Annotated in this window: 19 protein-coding genes; 11 read left to right on the top strand and 8 right to left on the bottom strand. The window is 72.5% G+C overall.

All coding sequences use genetic code 11. The features are described 5' to 3' along the window. Positions 1–61: 61 nt before the first annotated feature. Positions 62–1,696, top strand: coding sequence for a fatty acid--CoA ligase (locus ACSDG8_RS14985; RefSeq protein WP_210942634.1), 1,635 nt, complete (start codon positions 62–64; stop codon positions 1,694–1,696). A 180-nt stretch (positions 1,697–1,876) separates the two neighbouring features. Here ACSDG8_RS14985 and ACSDG8_RS14980 read toward each other — a convergent pair whose 3' ends face one another. From ACSDG8_RS14980 to ACSDG8_RS14965, 4 genes are all read right to left on the bottom strand, one after another. Continuing rightward, a complete protein-coding gene (locus ACSDG8_RS14980; protein WP_210892873.1) occupies positions 1,877–2,890 on the bottom strand; it encodes an NADPH:quinone reductase in 1,014 nt (337 codons plus the stop codon). Positions 2,891–2,985: 95 nt separating this feature from the next. After that, the gene (locus tag ACSDG8_RS14975) at positions 2,986–3,636 is read right to left on the bottom strand and encodes an HAD family hydrolase (protein WP_210942594.1); all 651 of its coding nucleotides are present in this window, start codon (positions 3,634–3,636) and stop codon (positions 2,986–2,988) included. A gap of 31 nt (positions 3,637–3,667) precedes the next feature. After that, on the bottom strand, positions 3,668–4,516 hold the full coding sequence (locus ACSDG8_RS14970; protein ID WP_439428049.1) for an SCO6745 family protein: 849 nt from the start codon (positions 4,514–4,516) through the stop codon (positions 3,668–3,670). A gap of 139 nt (positions 4,517–4,655) precedes the next feature. After that, positions 4,656–5,405, bottom strand: coding sequence for an FKBP-type peptidyl-prolyl cis-trans isomerase (locus tag ACSDG8_RS14965; protein ID WP_439427983.1), 750 nt, complete (start codon positions 5,403–5,405; stop codon positions 4,656–4,658). A gap of 63 nt (positions 5,406–5,468) precedes the next feature. Between ACSDG8_RS14965 and ACSDG8_RS14960 the strand changes: the two genes are divergently transcribed. Beyond that, a complete protein-coding gene (locus ACSDG8_RS14960; protein WP_073826123.1) occupies positions 5,469–5,861 on the top strand; it encodes a PPOX class F420-dependent oxidoreductase in 393 nt (130 codons plus the stop codon). 48 nt (positions 5,862–5,909) lie between these two features. On the opposite strand, the gene ACSDG8_RS14955 is transcribed toward ACSDG8_RS14960, so the two are convergent. After that, a complete protein-coding gene (locus ACSDG8_RS14955; protein WP_439427982.1) occupies positions 5,910–6,902 on the bottom strand; it encodes a Ku protein in 993 nt (330 codons plus the stop codon). A gap of 87 nt (positions 6,903–6,989) precedes the next feature. Here ACSDG8_RS14955 and ligD (ACSDG8_RS14950) point away from each other — a divergent pair, with 87 nt between their 5' ends. Together ligD (ACSDG8_RS14950) and ligD (ACSDG8_RS14945) are read left to right on the top strand one after the other, a co-directional pair. Further along, complete coding sequence (gene ligD, locus ACSDG8_RS14950; protein ID WP_439427981.1) at positions 6,990–7,928, top strand: non-homologous end-joining DNA ligase; 939 nt, start codon at positions 6,990–6,992, stop codon at positions 7,926–7,928. Continuing rightward, positions 7,918–8,832: a non-homologous end-joining DNA ligase gene (ligD, locus tag ACSDG8_RS14945; RefSeq protein ID WP_439427980.1), complete on the top strand. Its 915-nt coding sequence runs from the start codon at positions 7,918–7,920 to the stop codon at positions 8,830–8,832. The genes ligD (ACSDG8_RS14950) and ligD (ACSDG8_RS14945) overlap by 11 nt, the downstream gene beginning before the upstream one ends. Here ligD (ACSDG8_RS14945) and ACSDG8_RS14940 read toward each other — a convergent pair. Both ACSDG8_RS14940 and ACSDG8_RS14935 read right to left on the bottom strand, forming a co-directional pair. Then, positions 8,759–9,880 (bottom strand): hypothetical protein, encoded by a 1,122-nt coding sequence (locus tag ACSDG8_RS14940; protein WP_439427979.1) that lies wholly within the window; start codon positions 9,878–9,880, stop codon positions 8,759–8,761. The two genes, ligD (ACSDG8_RS14945) and ACSDG8_RS14940, sit on opposite strands and share 74 nt — an antisense overlap. A gap of 87 nt (positions 9,881–9,967) precedes the next feature. After that, the gene (locus ACSDG8_RS14935) at positions 9,968–10,342 is read right to left on the bottom strand and encodes a DUF4267 domain-containing protein (RefSeq protein ID WP_210892886.1); all 375 of its coding nucleotides are present in this window, start codon (positions 10,340–10,342) and stop codon (positions 9,968–9,970) included. Positions 10,343–10,428: 86 nt separating this feature from the next. Between ACSDG8_RS14935 and ACSDG8_RS14930 the strand changes: the two genes are divergently transcribed. From ACSDG8_RS14930 to ACSDG8_RS14910, 5 genes are all read left to right on the top strand, one after another. Then, entirely contained in the window at positions 10,429–11,007 is a 579-nt protein-coding gene (locus ACSDG8_RS14930) for a TetR/AcrR family transcriptional regulator (RefSeq protein WP_439427978.1), read from the top strand. Positions 11,008–11,034: 27 nt separating this feature from the next. Continuing rightward, positions 11,035–11,724, top strand: coding sequence for a TIGR03089 family protein (locus ACSDG8_RS14925; RefSeq protein ID WP_439427977.1), 690 nt, complete (start codon positions 11,035–11,037; stop codon positions 11,722–11,724). A 350-nt stretch (positions 11,725–12,074) separates the two neighbouring features. Then, positions 12,075–12,932, top strand: coding sequence for a GNAT family N-acetyltransferase (locus tag ACSDG8_RS14920; protein WP_439427976.1), 858 nt, complete (start codon positions 12,075–12,077; stop codon positions 12,930–12,932). Beyond that, complete coding sequence (locus ACSDG8_RS14915) at positions 12,925–13,245, top strand: hypothetical protein (protein WP_439427975.1); 321 nt, start codon at positions 12,925–12,927, stop codon at positions 13,243–13,245. The genes ACSDG8_RS14920 and ACSDG8_RS14915 overlap by 8 nt, the downstream gene beginning before the upstream one ends. Before the next feature lie 92 nt (positions 13,246–13,337). Beyond that, positions 13,338–14,291 carry a zinc metalloprotease gene (locus tag ACSDG8_RS14910; protein ID WP_439427974.1) on the top strand — a complete coding sequence of 318 codons (954 nt, stop codon included), beginning with the start codon at positions 13,338–13,340 and terminating at the stop codon, positions 14,289–14,291. A gap of 56 nt (positions 14,292–14,347) precedes the next feature. On the opposite strand, the gene ACSDG8_RS14905 is transcribed toward ACSDG8_RS14910, so the two are convergent. Beyond that, the gene (locus ACSDG8_RS14905) at positions 14,348–16,027 is read right to left on the bottom strand and encodes a DNA repair helicase XPB (protein ID WP_439427973.1); all 1,680 of its coding nucleotides are present in this window, start codon (positions 16,025–16,027) and stop codon (positions 14,348–14,350) included. Between the two features lie 187 nt (positions 16,028–16,214). Between ACSDG8_RS14905 and ACSDG8_RS14900 the strand changes: the two genes are divergently transcribed. Then, positions 16,215–17,090, top strand: a complete 876-nt coding sequence (locus ACSDG8_RS14900; protein WP_439427972.1) for a L,D-transpeptidase family protein — start codon at positions 16,215–16,217, stop codon at positions 17,088–17,090. A 123-nt stretch (positions 17,091–17,213) separates the two neighbouring features. After that, complete coding sequence (locus ACSDG8_RS14895; RefSeq protein WP_030503577.1) at positions 17,214–17,450, top strand: hypothetical protein; 237 nt, start codon at positions 17,214–17,216, stop codon at positions 17,448–17,450. Positions 17,451–17,454: the final 4 nt, after the last annotated feature.

Here is a 17,454-nt window from a genome sequence, read left to right as displayed (position 1 = left end):
TCCGGGGGGTTCCGTAGATGTGACCGCCGCCACTACTTTGTTACCCATGCGTAGCACGATGATGGACGCCCCCCTTCAGGTCGCCCGGATCCTCGAACACGGCGCCACCGTGCACGGCACGGCCGAGGTGGTCACCTGGACCGGCGCCGAGCCCCGCCGGATGACGTACGCGGAGGTGGGCCGCTGCGCCGCCCGGCTGGCCCACGCGCTGCGCGAGGAGTGCGGCGTGACCGGCGACGAGCGGGTCGCGACGTTCATGTGGAACAACAACGAGCACCTGGTGGCCTACTTCGCCGTGCCGAGCATGGGCGCGGTGCTGCACACGCTCAACATTCGGCTCTTCCCCGACCAGGTCGCCTACATCGCCAACCACGCCGAGGACCGAGTGGTGCTCGTCGACACCACGCTCATCCCGCTGCTCGCCCGGGTGATCGGCGAGATGACAGGCGTGGCGCACGTGGTGGTGGTCGGCGGCGGCGACCCGGCCCCGCTGCTGGCCGCCGCCGGTGACCGGATCACCGTGCACCACTGGGACGCGCTGCTGGCCGACCGCCCGGAGCACTACGACTGGCCGGAGGTGGACGAGCGGGACGCGGCCGCGCTCTGCTACACCTCGGGCACCACCGGCCACCCCAAGGGTGTCGCCTACTCGCACCGCTCGATCTACCTGCACTCGCTCCAGGTCTGCATGCCGGAGGGCTTCGGCCTCGGCCCGAACGACCGGGAGCTGGCGATCGTGCCGATGTTCCACGCGATGTCCTGGGGCCTGCCGTACGCGGCCTTCCTCTCCGGCGCCTCGCTGATCATGCCGGACCGGTTCCTCCAGGCCGAGCCGATCGCCGCGATGATCGCCGCCGAGCGCCCCACGCTGGCGGGCGCGGTGCCGACCATCTGGACCGACCTGCTGGCCTACCTGGACGCGCACGAGGTGGACCTCTCCTCGCTGAAGGAGGTCATCGTCGGCGGGTCGGCCTGCCCGCCGGCGCTGATGCACGCTTTCCACGACCGTTACGGCATCGACGTCATCCATGCCTGGGGCATGACCGAGATGTCGCCGCTGGGCTCGGTGTCCCGGGCGCCGGCGGGCGCGACCGGCGACGACGCCTGGCGCTACCGCTACACCCAGGGCCGCGTTCCGGCGGGAGTTACCGCGCGGATCGTCGGCCCGGCCGGCGAGCCGCTGCCCGCCGACGGGGCGTCGGTGGGCGAGCTGGAGGTACGCGGGCCGTGGGTGACGGCCCGCTACATCGGCGACGACGTGCCGGAGGAGGAGAAGTTCCGGGACGGCTGGCTGCGCACCGGTGACGTCGGCACGCTCTCGCCGGACGGGTACATCACGCTCACCGACCGCGCCAAGGACGTGATCAAGTCGGGCGGGGAGTGGATCTCCTCGGTCGAGCTGGAGAACGCCCTGATGGCGCACCCGGCGGTGCTGGAGGCGTGCGTGGTGGGCGTACCGGACGAGCGCTGGGACGAGCGTCCGCTGGCCACTGTGGTGGTCCGCGAGGGCGCCTCGGTGACCGCCGAAGAACTGCGGGACTTCCTGGCCGGCTCGGTGGCCCGCTGGCAGTTGCCGGAACGCTGGGCATTCATCGACGCCGTGCCGAAGACCAGCGTCGGCAAGTTCGACAAGAAGGTGGTGCGCTCGCGGTACGCCGACGGCGGGCTCGACGTGCGGGAACTGACCGCGTCGTAACGTTTCGGGGCGTACCGTCGCCTACACGGGCAGGAACACGTTTCCAACGGGCATTCCTCCCAGAGGGCGGCCCCGGCGTTCGCACCGCGCCGGGGCCGCCCGTCCGTTACGGGCTGACCCGCACCGTCATTGTTGCGAAACTTGTTCGCGTCTGTCCGGCTGTCGGGGAAATCCGGTCGCCTACTCGTCCGCTGTGGTGACCAGCACCTTGCCCACCACGCTGTCCTGCACCGCCTGCTGCGCGGCGGCTGCCTCCGCCAGCGGATACCGGTGCAGCGGCAGCCCGGCCTCCTCACCGACCCGGATCGCGCCCTGCGCCACCGCCGCCGCGATGTCGGTGACCGCCTGCGCCTTGGCGACCTTCGGCGCGGTGTAGATCAGCACGAACTGCCAGCGCGCGTTCGGACCCATCAGCGGCCGGATCGGCAACGTGACCTCGTCGCCGCCGTCGTCGGCGTACACGCAGACCGCCCCGCCGGTGCGCAGCATCCGCACGTCCGCGGCGGCGTTGCGGGCGGCGGAGACCTCGACGATCGTGTGGACCCCGTCGGGCGCGACCTTGCGGACCTCCTCGACCACGTCCTGCTCGCGATAGTTGATCACGAAGTCGGCCCCGGCCGCCGCCGCGAGCTGCGCCTTCTCCGGGCTGCTCACAGTGGTGATGACGCACGCGTCGGCCCAGCTCGCGAGCTGGATCGCCGCGTTGCCCACCGCGCCCGCGCCGCCCTGCACCAGCACCACGTGATCGCTCAGCGCGCCCGCGTGCAGCTTGTCCGGCATGTACTCACCAGCGGTCAGGCACCGGTGGGCGGTCATGAACGGGATGCCGAGCGCCGCACCCAGGTCGAACGACGCCGGACCGAGCGGCACCGCGTGCCGGACCGGAACCAGTGTGTACTCCGCCGCGGTGCCCCACGGCCGCTGCCACGCCGCCTCCCACACCCAGACCCGCTCGCCGATCAGCGTCCGGTCCACGCCCTCACCGACCGCCTCGACCACCCCGGCGCCGTCCTGGTGCGGGATCTGCCAGCCGGCCGGGAGCGGCCACGCCTGCCGGGCCTTCCAGTCGGTCGGGTTCACCCCCGACACGGCCATCCGCACCAGCAACTCGCCGGGGCCGGGCTCCGGCACGGGCCGCTCGACCACCTGGAGCACCGAGGCGTCCCCGGTGCGCTCGTACACGATCGCCTTCATCCACCCTCCCATTCCCACGTGCGCTACCCCGCCGCTCGCCGATCATTCAAGGAAGGGCCCCCTCTTAACGCCTCAGGTAGAGGAAGGGCCCCTTGTTAACACCCCTCGACCACAGCGGGAGTGAGCGCGCCGATCGAGGGGAGCAGCACGGCCGCGAGCGCCTCGGCGTCCGGATCGAGCGGGTACGACCCGTGCGGCACCGCCACCACCCGGCACCCGGCGGCAGCCGCCGAACGCACCCCGTTCGACGAGTCCTCCACCGCCACGCAGCGGGCCGGATCGACACCCAGCCGCCCGGCCACTGCCAGCCAGACGTCCGGCGCCGGCTTGCCCCGTGCGGTCTCCTCCGTCGACAGCGTCGCCCCGAACGAGCCGGCCAGGCCCGTCGCGTCCAGCGCCGCGGCGATCAACCGGGTCGGGGAGGAGCTGGCCAGCCCAAGCGGCCACCGCGCGGCCATCCGGCGCACGACCTCCGCCGCCCCGTCGATCACGGGTACGCGCTGCGCGTACCGCCGGGCCATCTCGGTCACCACCTCGGTGGCGACCTGCTTGGCCGACCTGTTCACGCCCAGCTCACCGCTGAGGTAGGCGGCCCACTCGCCGGTGCTCATGCCCATCAGCCGGCGCTGCGTGTCCGGTTGCCAGGTGCCGCCGTGCTCGGCCACGTACGCGCGCCGGACCTCCTCCCAGACCGGCTCGGAGTCCACGATCACGCCGTCCAGGTCGAAAAGCACCGCGTCCACCATGCCGCCATCCTGCCCCAGCCGGCGGCCCGGCTCACCGGGGCAGCGCGGCTCCGGCCGACCGCTGCGCCGGCAGGCCGATCGGCGCCTTGGCCGGGATGATCGTGCGGCAGCGCGTCGCGATCGGTTCCAGCAGCTCCCGCAGCCGGGCGGTACGGTCCGCGCCCAGCGCCCGCCACGGCCCCGAAGCGGCCCGGTCGGTGGCCTCCTCGACCGCGCGGAACGTCTCGGTGGCGTACGGGGTGGCGGTCCGGTCGGCGGTCAGCCAGCCCTTCTCCACCAGCCGCTCCTCGGCCGTGGTCCACTGCTCGTCGGTCCAGCCCCGGGCCGGCTGGTGGAACTCGCGGGACTGGTCGACCCGGCACCGCCAGGCCACCACCTCGACCGGTTCCAGCCCGGTCGTCACCAGCGCTGCCACATGCCCGTCGCCGCGGTGCTCGCGCAGCGTGGTGGCGGCCTGCCAGAGCCGGGCCAGCGGGTACTCGCCCCGGGGCAGCGCGGCATTCACCGCGCCGAGCACCCGCCCGGCGACGTCCACCCGCCCGGCCGCCTCCTCCAGCAGGTCGGCGGCCTCGACCAGATGCGACTCGGGCAGCTCGTAGGTGAACTCGGCGAGCGCCTGCACACCGCCGGTGAGCCGGGCCCGCAGCGCCTCCTCCGGGGTGGCCAGGCGCCACACCGACGGCAGCGCGCGGGCCACCATGGCCGGCGCGAAGCTGAAGAACGCCGCAGTCACGGCGGGCGCGTCGACCGCGCCGAGCGGCGCGGCGCGCCCCGCGAAGTAGCCGCGCCAGTAGCCGCGCAACCCGACCGCCTCGAACGCGGAGCGGGCCCGCGGGTGGAAGTAGGTCACCGCGTGGACCGGCTCGTACAGCGTCCACATCTGCCGGGTCGCCCCGGCCCCGTCCAGCGCCGCCACGTGCACCTCCGCGTCGGTGAGCAGATCACCGCGGGCGGACGTGCCGCCCGCGGTGACCATGAACCTACTGCCGCAGGGTGACCGGGCGGAAGCCTGGAGTGAGCTACTGCGCAGCCAGCACGTCGACGACGAAGCGCAGCGGGCCGGTCGGGCGGCCGCCCGAGGCGTCGTTGCCGTACGCCAGATCGGCCGGCAGGTCCAGCTGCACCCGGCTGCCCACCGGCACGCCGACCAGGCCCTGGTCCCAGCCCTTGATGACCTGGCCCACGCCGATCTGGAAGGTGGCCGGCTGGCCGCTGTCCCAGGACGCGTCGAACTGCTTGCCGTCCTTGTAGAACACGCCCACGTAGTTCGTGGTGATGTTCTGCCCGGCCTTCACCGCCGGCCCGGTGCCCTTCACCAGCGTGGTGACGGTGAGCTTCGTCAGCTCGCCGGTGCCGGCCTGCACTGTCGGCTTGGTCTTCAGCGCCGGGTCGATGCCGGCGGGCAGCTCCTGGGCGGGCGCGGCGGGCTCGGCCGGGGCGGTGGGGCTGGCCGAGGAGCCGGCGGTGGCCGCCTTGTCGTCGTCACCGCTGTTCAGCCAGACCAGGCCACCGACCAGGGCCACCACGGCGAGCACGCCGGCCGCCGCGCCGAGCATCGACTGCCGGCGGCGACGCGCCTCGGCTGCCTTCTTCTCGGCCAGCTGGGCGGCCAGCCGCCGCTGTGCCTTGGTGGCCGGGGCCTGGCCCGCCGACCGGTTCTCCACACGCTCGCTCACGTCGACTCCCTGCAGGGTGGGTGGGTGCGCCCCCGGCGGGCCGCCGCCGAGGCCAGCGCACACGGTACCCGCCCGGAGCCCCAGCGTGCCCATACGCCCGCACCGATCAGGACACAGAGCCCGATACGGGGGCACCGCACAGGGTACGTTTCGGCCATGGCGATCCTCAGCGAAGAAGACGTGGCCCTGCTCGCCGAGCCGCAGCTCGCGCACGTGGCCACCGTCGAGTCCGACGGCACCCCGCACGTCACCCCGGTCTGGGTGGACACCGACGGTGAGCACATCGTGTTCAACACGGCCAAGGGCCGGCAGAAGTACCTGAACATGTCGCGCAACCCGGTGGTCGCGGTGTCGGTGGCGGACAAGGCCGACGACTTCCGCACGCTCTGGATCAAGGGCACCGTCGAGTTCGTCACCGAGGGCGCCGACGAGCACATCGACCGGATGGCGAAGAAGTACCTCGGCCAGGACACGTACCCGTGGCGGCGCCCCGGCGAGGAACGCGTCATCGTCCGGGTCACCCCGACCGAGAAGCTCGGCCGAGGCTGAGCGGCCCGGCCCCGCCCGCCACCGAGGGCGGGGCCCCGGCCGTACGCGTCAGGCGGTCTTCTTCTTCGCCGCCGTCTTCTTGGCGGCGGTCTTCTTGGCCGGTTCGGCCTTCTTCGCGGCGGTCTTCTTCGCGGGTGTCTTCTTGGCCGCCGTCTTCTTGGCCGGTTCGGCCTTCTTCGCCGGCGCCTTCTTCGCGGCCTTCTTCGCCGAGCGCGCAGACGAGATCGGCGTCGGCTCGGCCCCGCCGCCGGACGCCGCCTCGCCCCGGGCCGCCCGGGCCCGCTCCACGGACGCCTTCAGCGCGGCCATCAGGTCCACCGCGGCGGCCGGCGCGGCCTCTTCCTCCTCCGGCTGCACCACCTCGCGGCCCTCGACCTTCGCGTCGATGACCTCCTGCAACGCCGCCCGGTAGTCGTCGGTGAAGGCGTCCGGCTCGAACTCGCCGGCCATCGAGTCGATCAGTGAACTGGCCATCGCCAGCTCCGGCGGGCGTACCTTCAGGTCCTCGTCGAGGAACCCGAAGTCGGGCCGGCGGATCTCGTCCGGCCACAGCATGGTGTTGAGCAGCAGCACACCCTCGCGGACCCGCAGCGTCGCCAGCTGCTCCCGCTGGCGCAGCGCCACCTTGACGATCGCCACCCGCTCCGAGTCGGACAGCGCGTCGCGCAGCAGCACGTACGGCTTGGTGGCCGAGCCCTCCGGCTCCAGGAAGTACGCCTTGTTGTAGAGAATCGGATCGACCTGCTCGGCCGGTACGAACTCCAGCACGTCGATCGCGTGCGAGGTGCTCAACGGCAGGTCGGCGAAGTCCTCGTCGGTGAGGATGACCATCTCGCCGCCGCCGATGTCGTAGCCCTTGGCGATGTCGTCGTAGGTGACCTCCTCGCCGCAGACCGAGCAGGTGCGCTTGTAGCGGATCCGGCCGCCGTCCTCACGGTGCACCTGGTGGAAACGGATGTCCTTCTCCTCGGTGGCCGAGTAGACCTTCACCCCGATCGACACCAGGCCGAACGACACCGCTCCTTTCCAGATCGCCCGCATACCCGCGCTCCTCTCCCCGGTTGACCACCAGAATCGCAAATGATCGAACGGGACGCACGCGCTTCGGCACCCAACTACAGTCGGAACGTGCCCGGCGCGCCGTTGAAGCCGATGCTCGCGACGACCGGGCAGCTCCCGGCCGGCGCCGCCTGGGCGTACGAGTTCAAGTGGGACGGGGTCCGCGCGCTCGCCGACATCTCGCGCGGCGACCGGCACTTCTACGCCCGCTCCGGCGTCGAGATCACCACCGCGTACCCGGAACTGCTCAACCTGGCCGAGCAGGTCGGTGACGCGCTCCTCGACGGCGAGGTGGTGCTCTTCACCGACGGGCAGCCCTCGTTCACCGCGCTCGCCGAGCGGATGCACGTCCGCAACCCGGCCAAGGCGGCGCGGCTCGCGGCGACCGTACCCGTCACGTACATGATCTTCGACCTGTTGCGGCTCGACGGCGAGGACCTGACCGCCCGGCCGTGGCGGGAGCGGCGGGCGGCGCTGGAGTCGCTCGGGCTCGGCGCGGCCCGGTGGGCGGTGCCGCCGGTCTTCGGCGACGGCCCGGCCACCTACGCGGCGGCCGGCGAGCACGGGCTGGAGGGGGTGGTGGCCAAGCGGGTCGACTCGCTCTACCGGCCCGGCGTGCGCTCCCCGGACTGGGTGAAGGTCAAGCTGGAGGTCACCGGCGACTTCGTGGTCGGCGGCTGGCGGCCCGGCGCGCGCCGCGTCGGCGGTCTGCTGGTCGGCGTGCCCGGCCCGGACGGGCGGCTGATCTACCGGGGGCGGGTCGGCGGCGGGATCGGCGCGGCGATCGAACGGGAACTGCTGCGCGAGCTGGAGCCGCTGCGGGCCACCGCGTCGCCGTTCGCCGCCGGGGTGCCGCGCGAGGATGCCCGCGGCGCGATCTGGGTAAGTCCCCGGATCGTGGTGGAGGTCAAGTACGGCCAGCGCACGCCGGACGGCCGGCTGCGCTTCCCGCGCATCCTGCGCCTGCGCCCGGACAAGCCGCCCGAGGAGGTCGACGATGCCGGCTGACCGGCTCAAGGTCGAGGTCGAGGGGCGCTCGCTGGAGCTGTCCAACCTGGACAAGGTGCTGTTCCCGCAGGCCGGCTTCACCAAGGGCGAGGTCATCGACTACTACACCCGGATCGCCCCCGTCCTGCTGCCGCACCTGCGTGACCGCGCGCTGACCCGGATCCGGTTCCCCAACGGCGTCGACGGCGGCTCGTTCTTCGAGAAGAACGCGCCCGCCGCGACCCCCGGCTGGGTACGCACCGAGAACCTGCCCGCCCCCGGGTCGAGCAAAGGGCGGGAGACCATCGACTACGTGGTCTGCGACGAGCTGCCCACGCTCGTGTGGCTCGCCAACCTGGCCGCGCTGGAGTTGCACACTCCGCAGTGGAAGGTCGGCGCGCACCCGGACATGATGGTGGTCGACCTGGACCCGGGCGCCCCGGCGGCGCTCAAGCAGTGCTGCCAGGTGGCGGTGCTGATGCGCGACCGGCTGGCTTCCGACGGGATTTCCTCGTTCCCGAAGACGTCGGGGAAGAAGGGCATGCAGCTCTGCTGCCCGATCGCCGGCACGCAGGACGCCGAACTCGTCTCCGACTACGCCAAGCGGATCGCGCAGGAACTGGAGAAGGCACACCCGAAGCTGGTCGTGTCGAAGATGGCGAAGAACCTGCGTCCCGGCAAGGTCTTCATCGACTGGAGTCAGAACAACGCGGCGAAGACGACAGTCGCGCCGTACTCGCTGCGGGCCCAGTCGGTGCCGGCCGTGTCGACGCCGCTGACCTGGGACGAGGTGGAGGCCGGTGCGGCCGGGAAGCGGCCGTCGGCGCGGCCGTACACCGCCGGTGAGGTGCTCAAGCGGGTGGAGAAGCAGGGCGACCTGCTGGCGCCGCTGCTCGACGGCGGTCCCGAGCTGCCGACCGGCTGACCCGCCACCACGCGCCGCCGACCAGCAGCAGCACGACCACGCTGATCGCCACGTCACCCACCAGCGCCACCGCCGGGCTCGCCGGGGCATAGGTCGGCACCGTGTACGCGAGCGCGGCCGCGACGACCAGGCCGGCCGCCGCGGTGGCGAGCACGTGCCGCTGCTCCCAGCCTTGTCGTCGGGACCAGCGCGTCAGCAGGACGGCGGCGACAGTGGCGAGCGCGAGGGCGAGCGCGACTCCCGGCCAGCCCGGGGCGATGGTGGCCCCCAGGTAGGCCACCACCACGACGAGCGCGGGCCAGACCGGCCGCGGCGCGGTCGCCGGCCTGGCCTGCGGCGCGTCGGCGAGCGGTCGGCCGACGGGCGTCGGCCCGGCGGGCGGTGGCGTGACGGACGTCGGCGCGACGGGCGGTGGCCCGGCGTGCCGGTGGCGGAGCAGGGCGGCGGTGACCAGGGCCAGCGCCACGCCGGTGGCGAACGCCAACTGGGCCGGCGAGGCCAGGAAGTTCTTGCGGCCACCGTCGTCGGCGAACACCAGCAGGCTGCCGCCGAGCCAGAGCAGCGCCGCCACGGCCAGCCCCGGCCGGCCCAGCCAGGGACGCGTCCGGCGGCCCGCACCGAGGTACGACTCGACGAGCGCGATCGGCGCGCAGATGGTCAGCACCACGTGGTTGCCCACGTAGTCGACCGCCTGCCGCGCGCTGAACCCGAGGCCGGGCACCATGGTGACCTCCGCCGCGGCCCGGGTGTCGGCGAACTCGGTGTCGTCCAGGAACCCGGGGTTGAACAACGACTGGTCGACCAGACCGGCCTGGATCACGCCGAACGCGGCGGCGAGCAGCGCGATCCCCGGCCAGCCGAGCCCGAGCCGCCGGGCCGTCTCGCGGATCAGCAGCGCGGCCCCGCCGTACATCGGGGCGAGCACCAGCACGACGAACGGCATGCCGGTGAGGGTGAAGCCGCCCCAGGAACACTCGGCGGTCCACGGGGCGAGCAGCAGCAGCGCGATCGCCGGCACCAGCCGCCGGCGCCGGGGTTCGGTGGTCATGCCCGCACCGTTCCGCAGCCACCCGGCCCTTCGATACGGCCGTCGGGCGACCGGGCTCGCGACCAAAGTCGACGGGGGTGGGCCCGGCTAGAGCGCGAACAGCAGGGCGGCGCTGACGAGGACGACCACGGCGGTGGCGAAGTGGATGCCGAAGGCGGTCGCCCGGGAGCCGCCGTGCCGCAGCACGATGACGGTGTCGCCCAGTGGGGCCAGCGCGACGACAAGCATGAACCAGGCGACGGCGTCGGCGCTGGTGAAGGCGATCAGGGCGAGGCCGACCAAGCCGTAGGTGAGGTCACGCACCCCTTTCACAGTGAGGTAGGCCGGATCTCCCGTGCCCTCCGCGGCCGGGACGCCGTAGCCGGCAGCGGCGGCTCGGGGCGTCAGGAGGAAGCGTGCGCCGATCAGGACGATGAACAGGCTGAGGACGACGGCGAGCCCGTAGGCGATGGGGGTGAGCATGTCGGCTCCAAAATCTAGCGATGCTAGGGATGAGAGCGAAGCTAGCAGAGCGTCGATAGATTGGCTAGCGGTGCTAGAGTTTCGTCATGTCGATTCGGGCCCGCCGGGAGCGGGAGCGGGCGGAACGCGAACGGGCGATCATCACCGCCGCCCGCGACCTGGCCGAGTCGGAAGGCTGGGACGCGGTCACCACGCGCCGCCTCGCCGCCGAGATCGAGTACAGCCAGCCCGTCCTCTACAGCCACTTCAAGGGCAAGGACGCCATCATGGCTGCCGTCGCCGTGGAGGGCTGCGCCGAACTGGCAGTCGAACTCGCCGCCGCCCGGGCCGCCGCGACCGACCCGCGCGCCGCGGTGGCCGGCATCGCCACGGCGTACGCCGCGTTCGCCGAACGCCGGCCCGCGCTCTACGACGCGATCTTCACCCTTCCCGTGGCCCTCTCCTTCGCCAGCCAGGACACCCCGGTCGAGCTGGTCCGGGCCTTCGCCGAACTGGCCGAGACGCTGCGCCCGTTCACCGGTGACGACGACCTCGAAACGTTCACCGAGACGTTCTGGAGCGGACTGCACGGCCAGGTCACCCTCATGCGCGACGGCCGTCTGCGACGGGCGGAACACGAGCGGCGGTTGGCGCTCCTGGTCGACCGGTTCACCCGGCTAGGGTGAGCTGACCGCCAGGGAGGAGCACATCCGATGGCCACCCGCGCACCCGCCGCCGTCGCGACCGACGAGCCGCTGCTGACCTACCTCGACGACGCCACAGGTGAGCGCACCGAGCTGACCGGGCCGCAACTGGGCGAGTGGACGGCCCGCAGCGCCGGACTGCTGCGCGACGGGTGCGGGCTGCGCCCCGGTGAACGGGTGGCGGTGCTGCTGCCGCCGCACTGGCGTACCGCGGCGGTGCTGCTCGGCGCCTGGTCGGTCGGGTTGACGGTCTCGTTCCGTCCCCGCGCGCTGGCCGGGCTGCCGGTGCTGGAACCGGGCGCGGACCGACCGTACGACGCCGTGTTCGTGACGCCGGAACGCCTGGACGACTGGCTGGAGGACGTGCCCGAGGGGACGCACCGATACCTGGTGGGCACCCGCCCAGGGCCGCTGGCCGAGGTGCCGCCGGGCTGGCTGGACTGGTCCGCCGAGGTGCTGCGGCACCCCGCCGACCCGCCGGACTACACGGCCGTCGACCCGTCCGGCCCGGCCACGCCGGACGGCACCAGCTTCGGCGCGTGGCGCCGGCTGGCCGCCGAGGTCGCCACCCAGCTCAACCTGCACCCGGGCGACCGCCTCACGGTGAACCCGGCCGAGGACGAACAGCCCTTGAAGTGGCTCCTGGCCCCCCTCTCCGCCCGAGCCACAGTCCTGATCCACGCCCCCCGAACCCCCTAACCCCGCCCCCGCCCTGCCCCGCTCGCCCGCTCTCTCGCCGTCGATCTTGCAGTTGCGGCCCTGCTCGCGTCGGTTTTACGACTCTTGTCCGGGCAGCAACTGCAAGATCAACGTGGCGGGGGAGTGGTGCGGGGGCGGCTGGTGCTCCCTGTCGGGGTGCGGCGCGTCGATCTTGGAGTTGTGGTGCCTTGCATAAGCCGTGAACCCGGCATCCGAGGCGCCACAACTCCAAGATCGCTGAGGCGGGCAAGGCGGGCCGGGGGGCAGGGAAACGGGTTGACCGTGGGGACGGGGTTTGGCCTACTGCGTCGGAGTGCTGGGCCGCGCGGGGCGTGAGGGCGGGAGTGGGCGTGGGCGGGACGGGTGCGGTGGTGTGGCGGGAGTTCGGCGAGGACGACCTACCCGCGTTGACCGGACTGGCGCAGGCGTGCCTCGCCACTGACGGCGGGTTACCGCTGTTCGGGCGTACCCCGTTGGTGCGGGCACGGCTGCTTCAGACGCGTACTCACGGCGCGTGGTGCGGCGGCGAGCTGGTTGCGGCCGTCGGGGTCGGCGCCGGGCGGACGCCGGCCACTGCCACCGGGCTGGTGCACCCGGCGTGGCGCGGGCGTGGGCTCGGCGGCGCGCTGCTGGACTGGGCCGAGAAGTACGCCGGCGACGGGGGACTGCTCGTCACCACGGAGACGTGGAACGCGGACGCGGAGGAGTTGTTCACCGAACGCGGCTACACGCGGACGTTTCTGGAGTGGGTGCTGCGGCACGACCTCGACGCGCTGCCCGAGGTCGCCGCGCCGGACGGCGTCACGGTAGAGCCCGCCACGCTGGGGCCGGAGCTGTTCGCCACCTACCGCGCGTCGTTCGCCGACCGGCCCGGCTTCGTGGAGCCGGACGCCGACGAGTGGCTGGGCGACCTGCGCGACGACGAGGACTTCCGCCCGGAGTTGACGCTGCTCGCGCGCGGCCCGGACGGGGAGGCGGCCGGCTTCGTCACGGTGCTCGACAACTGGATCGACCAGGTCGGCGTCGTGCCGGGCTGGCGCGGGCGGCGGATCGGCGCGTACCTGGTGGCGCGCGTGCTGGGCGGCCTCGCCGACGCGGGCGCGGACGCCGCGTGGCTCTGCGTCAACGACGACAACCCGGCGGCCGAGTTGTACCGGCGGCTCGGCTTCCGCGACTTCGGCCGCCGCGCCCGCTACCTGCATGACTGACCCGACGCGGGAGGCGATCCTGCGAGGACTCGCCGCGCTGCAGGCGGACGGCTGCCCGATCGCCGCCGACCCGGAGTGCCACGAACGGCTCGCCGACGTCGGCCTGCGCCGCTGGCACAGCGTCGCGCGCCGGGGACGGCGGCTCGGCCCGGACGACCGGTTCAGGGATCTGGTACGAGGACTGGTCGCCGCGTTCGAGCCGGACCCCAAGCTGGTCGGGCCGTTGGTGCGCGACTACGAGTGCGTCGCGCGGGTGATCGCCAACGCCGCGACGTCGACGGACCCACCGGGGACTGTTGCCGATGCCCATTGACGTGGTCTTATGTCGGGACGACGACGTCATCGACCCGCAGCTTTGACAACCCCGCGTCGGTACTCCTTTCATGCCTTCCGAAAGGTGCAACGATGCACAGGAAACCGACGATCCACCTGGCAGTGCTCGTCGCTGCCGCCGCCACCTTCCTGACCGCCGGAGGGGCCTCCGCCACGCCCGCACCCGTGGCCGCCTCCCCGATGGTCGCCGAGTGCGAGCCGGGTGCCGACAGCCACAGCGCCGCCCGGGTACGCGAGGGCGCCACCGCCAAGGAGCCCGAGCTCTACTCGACCAACGAGGCCAAGGCGTACGGCGTCATCAAGGACTCGCCGCGTCTGGCCAACGGCAGCGTCACAGTGCCGACGGTCTTCCACATGATCTCCGACCACGAGTTGAGCGCGGCTGAGAAGGCCCGCTGGAACACGCTCATCTCGGCGCAGATGACGGTGCTCAACGACTCGTTCGCGGGTCGTACGGCGGCCGACGCCTCGGACACGCCGTTCCGCTTCTCGCTCGTGGACACCACCTGGACCGTGAACAGCACCTGGTACACGGTGGTGCCGGGCAAGAACGAGCGGGACATGAAGAAGGCGCTCTACACCGGCGACTCCCGCACCCTGAACGTCTACGCGGCGAACATCGGTGGCGGGCTGCTCGGCTGGGCGTACTTCCCGAAGGGCTACAACAACGGCCGCGACTACATCGACGGCGTGGTGATGCTGGACGAGTCGATGCCGGGCGGCACGGCCGGCAAGTACGCGCTCGGCGACACGCTCACCCACGAGGTCGGGCACTGGCTGATGCTGGAGCACACGTTCGCGCACGGCTGCTCGGCGTCCGGCGACTTCGTGGCGGACACGCCGCGTGAGGCGGCGCCGCAGTTCAACTGCCCGATCGGCGCGGACACGTGCACCGCGCCGGGGCTGGACCCGATCCACAACTTCATGGACTACACGCAGGACTCCTGCATGAACATGTTCACCCCGGGCCAGGCCGACCGGATGAGCGACGCCTGGGTCGCGTTCCGCGCCAGCGGCAGGGGCTGACGACCGCGAGACCGGGCGGGCCGCAACACGGCGGCCCGCCCGGCCGCGCACGCCGGTCAGTCGACAGTCGGCAGCTTCGGCCCGAGCACGTCGTCGGCGTCCACGATGGTGTACGCGTACCCCTGCTCGGCCAGGAACCGCTGCCGGTGTGCGGCGTACTCGGTGTCGATGGTGTCCCGGGAGACCACCGTGTAGAAGTGGGCCTGCCGGCCGTCGGCCTTCGGGCGCAGCACCCGGCCCAGCCGTTGCGCCTCCTCCTGCCGGGAGCCGAACGTCCCGGACACCTGGATCGCGACGGCAGCCTCGGGCAGGTCGATGGAGAAGTTCCCGACCTTGGAGATCACCAGGGTCCGTACCTCGCCGGAGCGGAACGCGTCGAACAGCCGCTCGCGTTCCTTGTTCGTGGTGGAGCCCTGCACGATCGGCGCGTCCAGGTATTCGCCCAGCTGGTGCAGCTGGTCGAGGAACCCACCGATGACGAGGACCTGCTCGGAGGGGTGCCGGTCCACGAGCGCGCGGACCACCGGCAGCTTCGTGCGGGCGGTGGCCGCCATCCGGTAGCGCTCCTCGGCTTCCGCCGTCGCGTACGTCAGCCGCTCGGCATCGGTGAGCGTCACCCGTACCTCGGTGCACTCCGCCGGGGCGATCCAGCCCTGCTGCTCGATGTCCTTCCACGGCGCGTCGTACCGCTTCGGGCCGATCAGGCTGAACACGTCGCCCTCTCGGCCGTCCTCGCGTACCAGAGTCGCGGTGAGGCCGAGCCGGCGGCGGGCCTGGAGGTCTGCCGTGAAGCGGAAGATCGGCGCGGGCAGCAGGTGCACCTCGTCGTAGACGACCAGGCCCCAGTCGCGGGCGCCGAACAGGTCCAGGTGGGTGAACGCGCCGCCGCGCCGCGAGGTGAGCACCTGGTACGTGGCGATGGTGACCGGGCGGATCTCCTTGCGCTCGCCCGAGTACTCGCCGATCTCCTCCTCGGTCAGCGACGTGCGGGCGATCAGCTCCCGCTTCCACTGGCGTCCCGCCACCGTGTTGGTGACCAGGATCAGCGTGGTGGCCTTCGCCTCGGCCATGGCCGCCGCCCCGACGAGCGTCTTGCCGGCGCCGCAGGGCAGCACCACCACGCCGGACCCGCCGGCCCAGAACGCCTCGACGGCTTCCCGCTGGTACGACCGCAGCGTCCACGGCTTGCCGCCTTCGGAGCCGGACTCGGCCAGCTCGATCGGGTGCGCCTCGCCGTCCACGTACCCGGCCAGGTCCTCGGCGGGCCAGCCCAGCTTGAGCAGCGCCTGCTTGAGCCGGCCCCGCTCGGAGGGGTGCACCGCGATGGTGTCGTCGTCCAGTTTCGCGCCGAGCATGCCGGCGAGCTTCTTGCTCTTGGCGACCTCGATCAGCACCACCCGGTCCAGCGCGCGCAGCACCAGGCCGTGCACCGGGTCGTTGGCGAGCTGGAGCCGGCCGTACCGGTCCATCGTCTCGGCCACGTCGACCAGCAGCGCGTGCGGCACCGGGTAGCGGGAGTACTTGATCAGCGAGTCGACCACGCCTTCGGCGTCGTGGCCGGCGGCCCGGGCGTTCCACAGGCCCAGCGGCGTGAGCCGGTACGTGTGCACGTGCTCGGGGGAGCGTTCCAGCTCGGCGAAGGGCGCGATCGCCATCCGGCACGCCTGCGCGTCGGGGTGATCGATCTCCAGCAGCAGCGTCTTGTCCGACTGCACGATCAGTGGTCCACCGCTCACGCCAGCGTCCTCTCGCATCGCCCGGAACCCCGCTGCCCGGAACCCCGCCCGCACCCCGGCTGACCTGCCGGAGGCCGACCAACCAGTGTTGCACGCCGGAGGGCCCCGCAAAAAAGTCTGGCTGGACAGGCAACGTCATACTCGTCCCACACGTCTAGCAAGCGGGACAACTGTCCAGGGAGGGCCCATGCAGCGTGTCCGGTTTCTCGCCCGGGTCACCGCCCTGGCGGTGGTCGTGCTGGTCGGTGTCGGCGCCTGCGCGCTCGATCCGCAGGCGGACGGCGCCGGGGGGAGCACCCCCGGCCCGGTCGGGCTGACGGAGGGAGCATCGGGGGCGAGCGCGTCGCCCACGCCGGAGCAGCCGGTCACGTCCCCGTCGGCGCAGCCGAGCCGGACGGCCTCGCCGAAACCCTCCAGCTCGCCGGAGGCGACGAAGACGACGAAACCCAAGCCGAAGCCGAGCGCGTCCGCCGGGTGCCCGCAGGGGGAGCACCAGCGGGCCGTGGAGACGTACCTGACGCGGCTCGGCGGCTTCGGGACGCTGACCGTGGACGGCGAGCAGTCCGCCGCCGACTGCGCGGCGATCAAGAAGTTCCAGATCCGGTACGGCATCAGCCCGTCCTCGGGTCGCGCCGGCCCCACCACGTACGACGTGGCGAAGCGGCTGGCCGCCACCGACACCGCCCGGTGCAAGGCCGGTTCCCGGCTCACGTTCTGCGTCGACCTGACCCGGCAGACGGTCTGGGCGATGCGCGGCGGCAAGGTGGTGATGGGCCCGACAGTCACCCGCACCGGCATGTCCGGCTACGCCACCCCGGCCGGCACGTACTCGGTGGGGCGGAAGAACCCGCGCGAGTGGTCCAACCCGTACGAGGTGTGGCTGCCGTACTGGCAGCAGTTCAACGGCGGGATCGGCTTCCACGAGACCACCACGTACCTGCACAACGGCGCGATCGGCTCGCACGGCTGCGTCAACCTGCTGTACCGCGACGCGGTACGCCTGTGGGAGTTGGGCTCGGTCGGCACCCGCGTGGTGGTGATCGGCCGCCGCCCCGGCACCTGAGCCGCCCCGGCCCGTCCCTACCCGTGACCGGACCGCCCGGATCAGGGTTTTAACCCCTGTCCGCCTCGTCCGGCAGGTGCCACTCTGGAAGCCGGGTCCATGCCGGGGCGGGGAGGGACTGCCATGACCGTTGACCAGGACGTGCTTCCCGACGAGGAGCGGACGCAGCAGCAGGAGGTGCCCACCGCGGTCCTGTTCGGCTACGCGGCCGCCGCCGTCGGGGTGTTCGGCTGGTTCCTGTTCGGGCTGCTGGTGCAGCAGCAGGGCTTCGTGGACTCGGTCGGCGAGTCGGCCGGCGCGGCGTTCGCGTTGCTGCTGGCCGTGTCGGTGGTGGGCACGCTGCGCCGCAACGGGGAGTGATCCC

Origin of the sequence: Micromonospora sp. LA-10 (assembly GCF_051853095.1) — a bacterium.
GTDB lineage: Bacteria > Actinomycetota > Actinomycetes > Mycobacteriales > Micromonosporaceae > Micromonospora > Micromonospora echinospora_A.
This window is presented reverse-complemented; position numbering and strand designations above follow the sequence as displayed.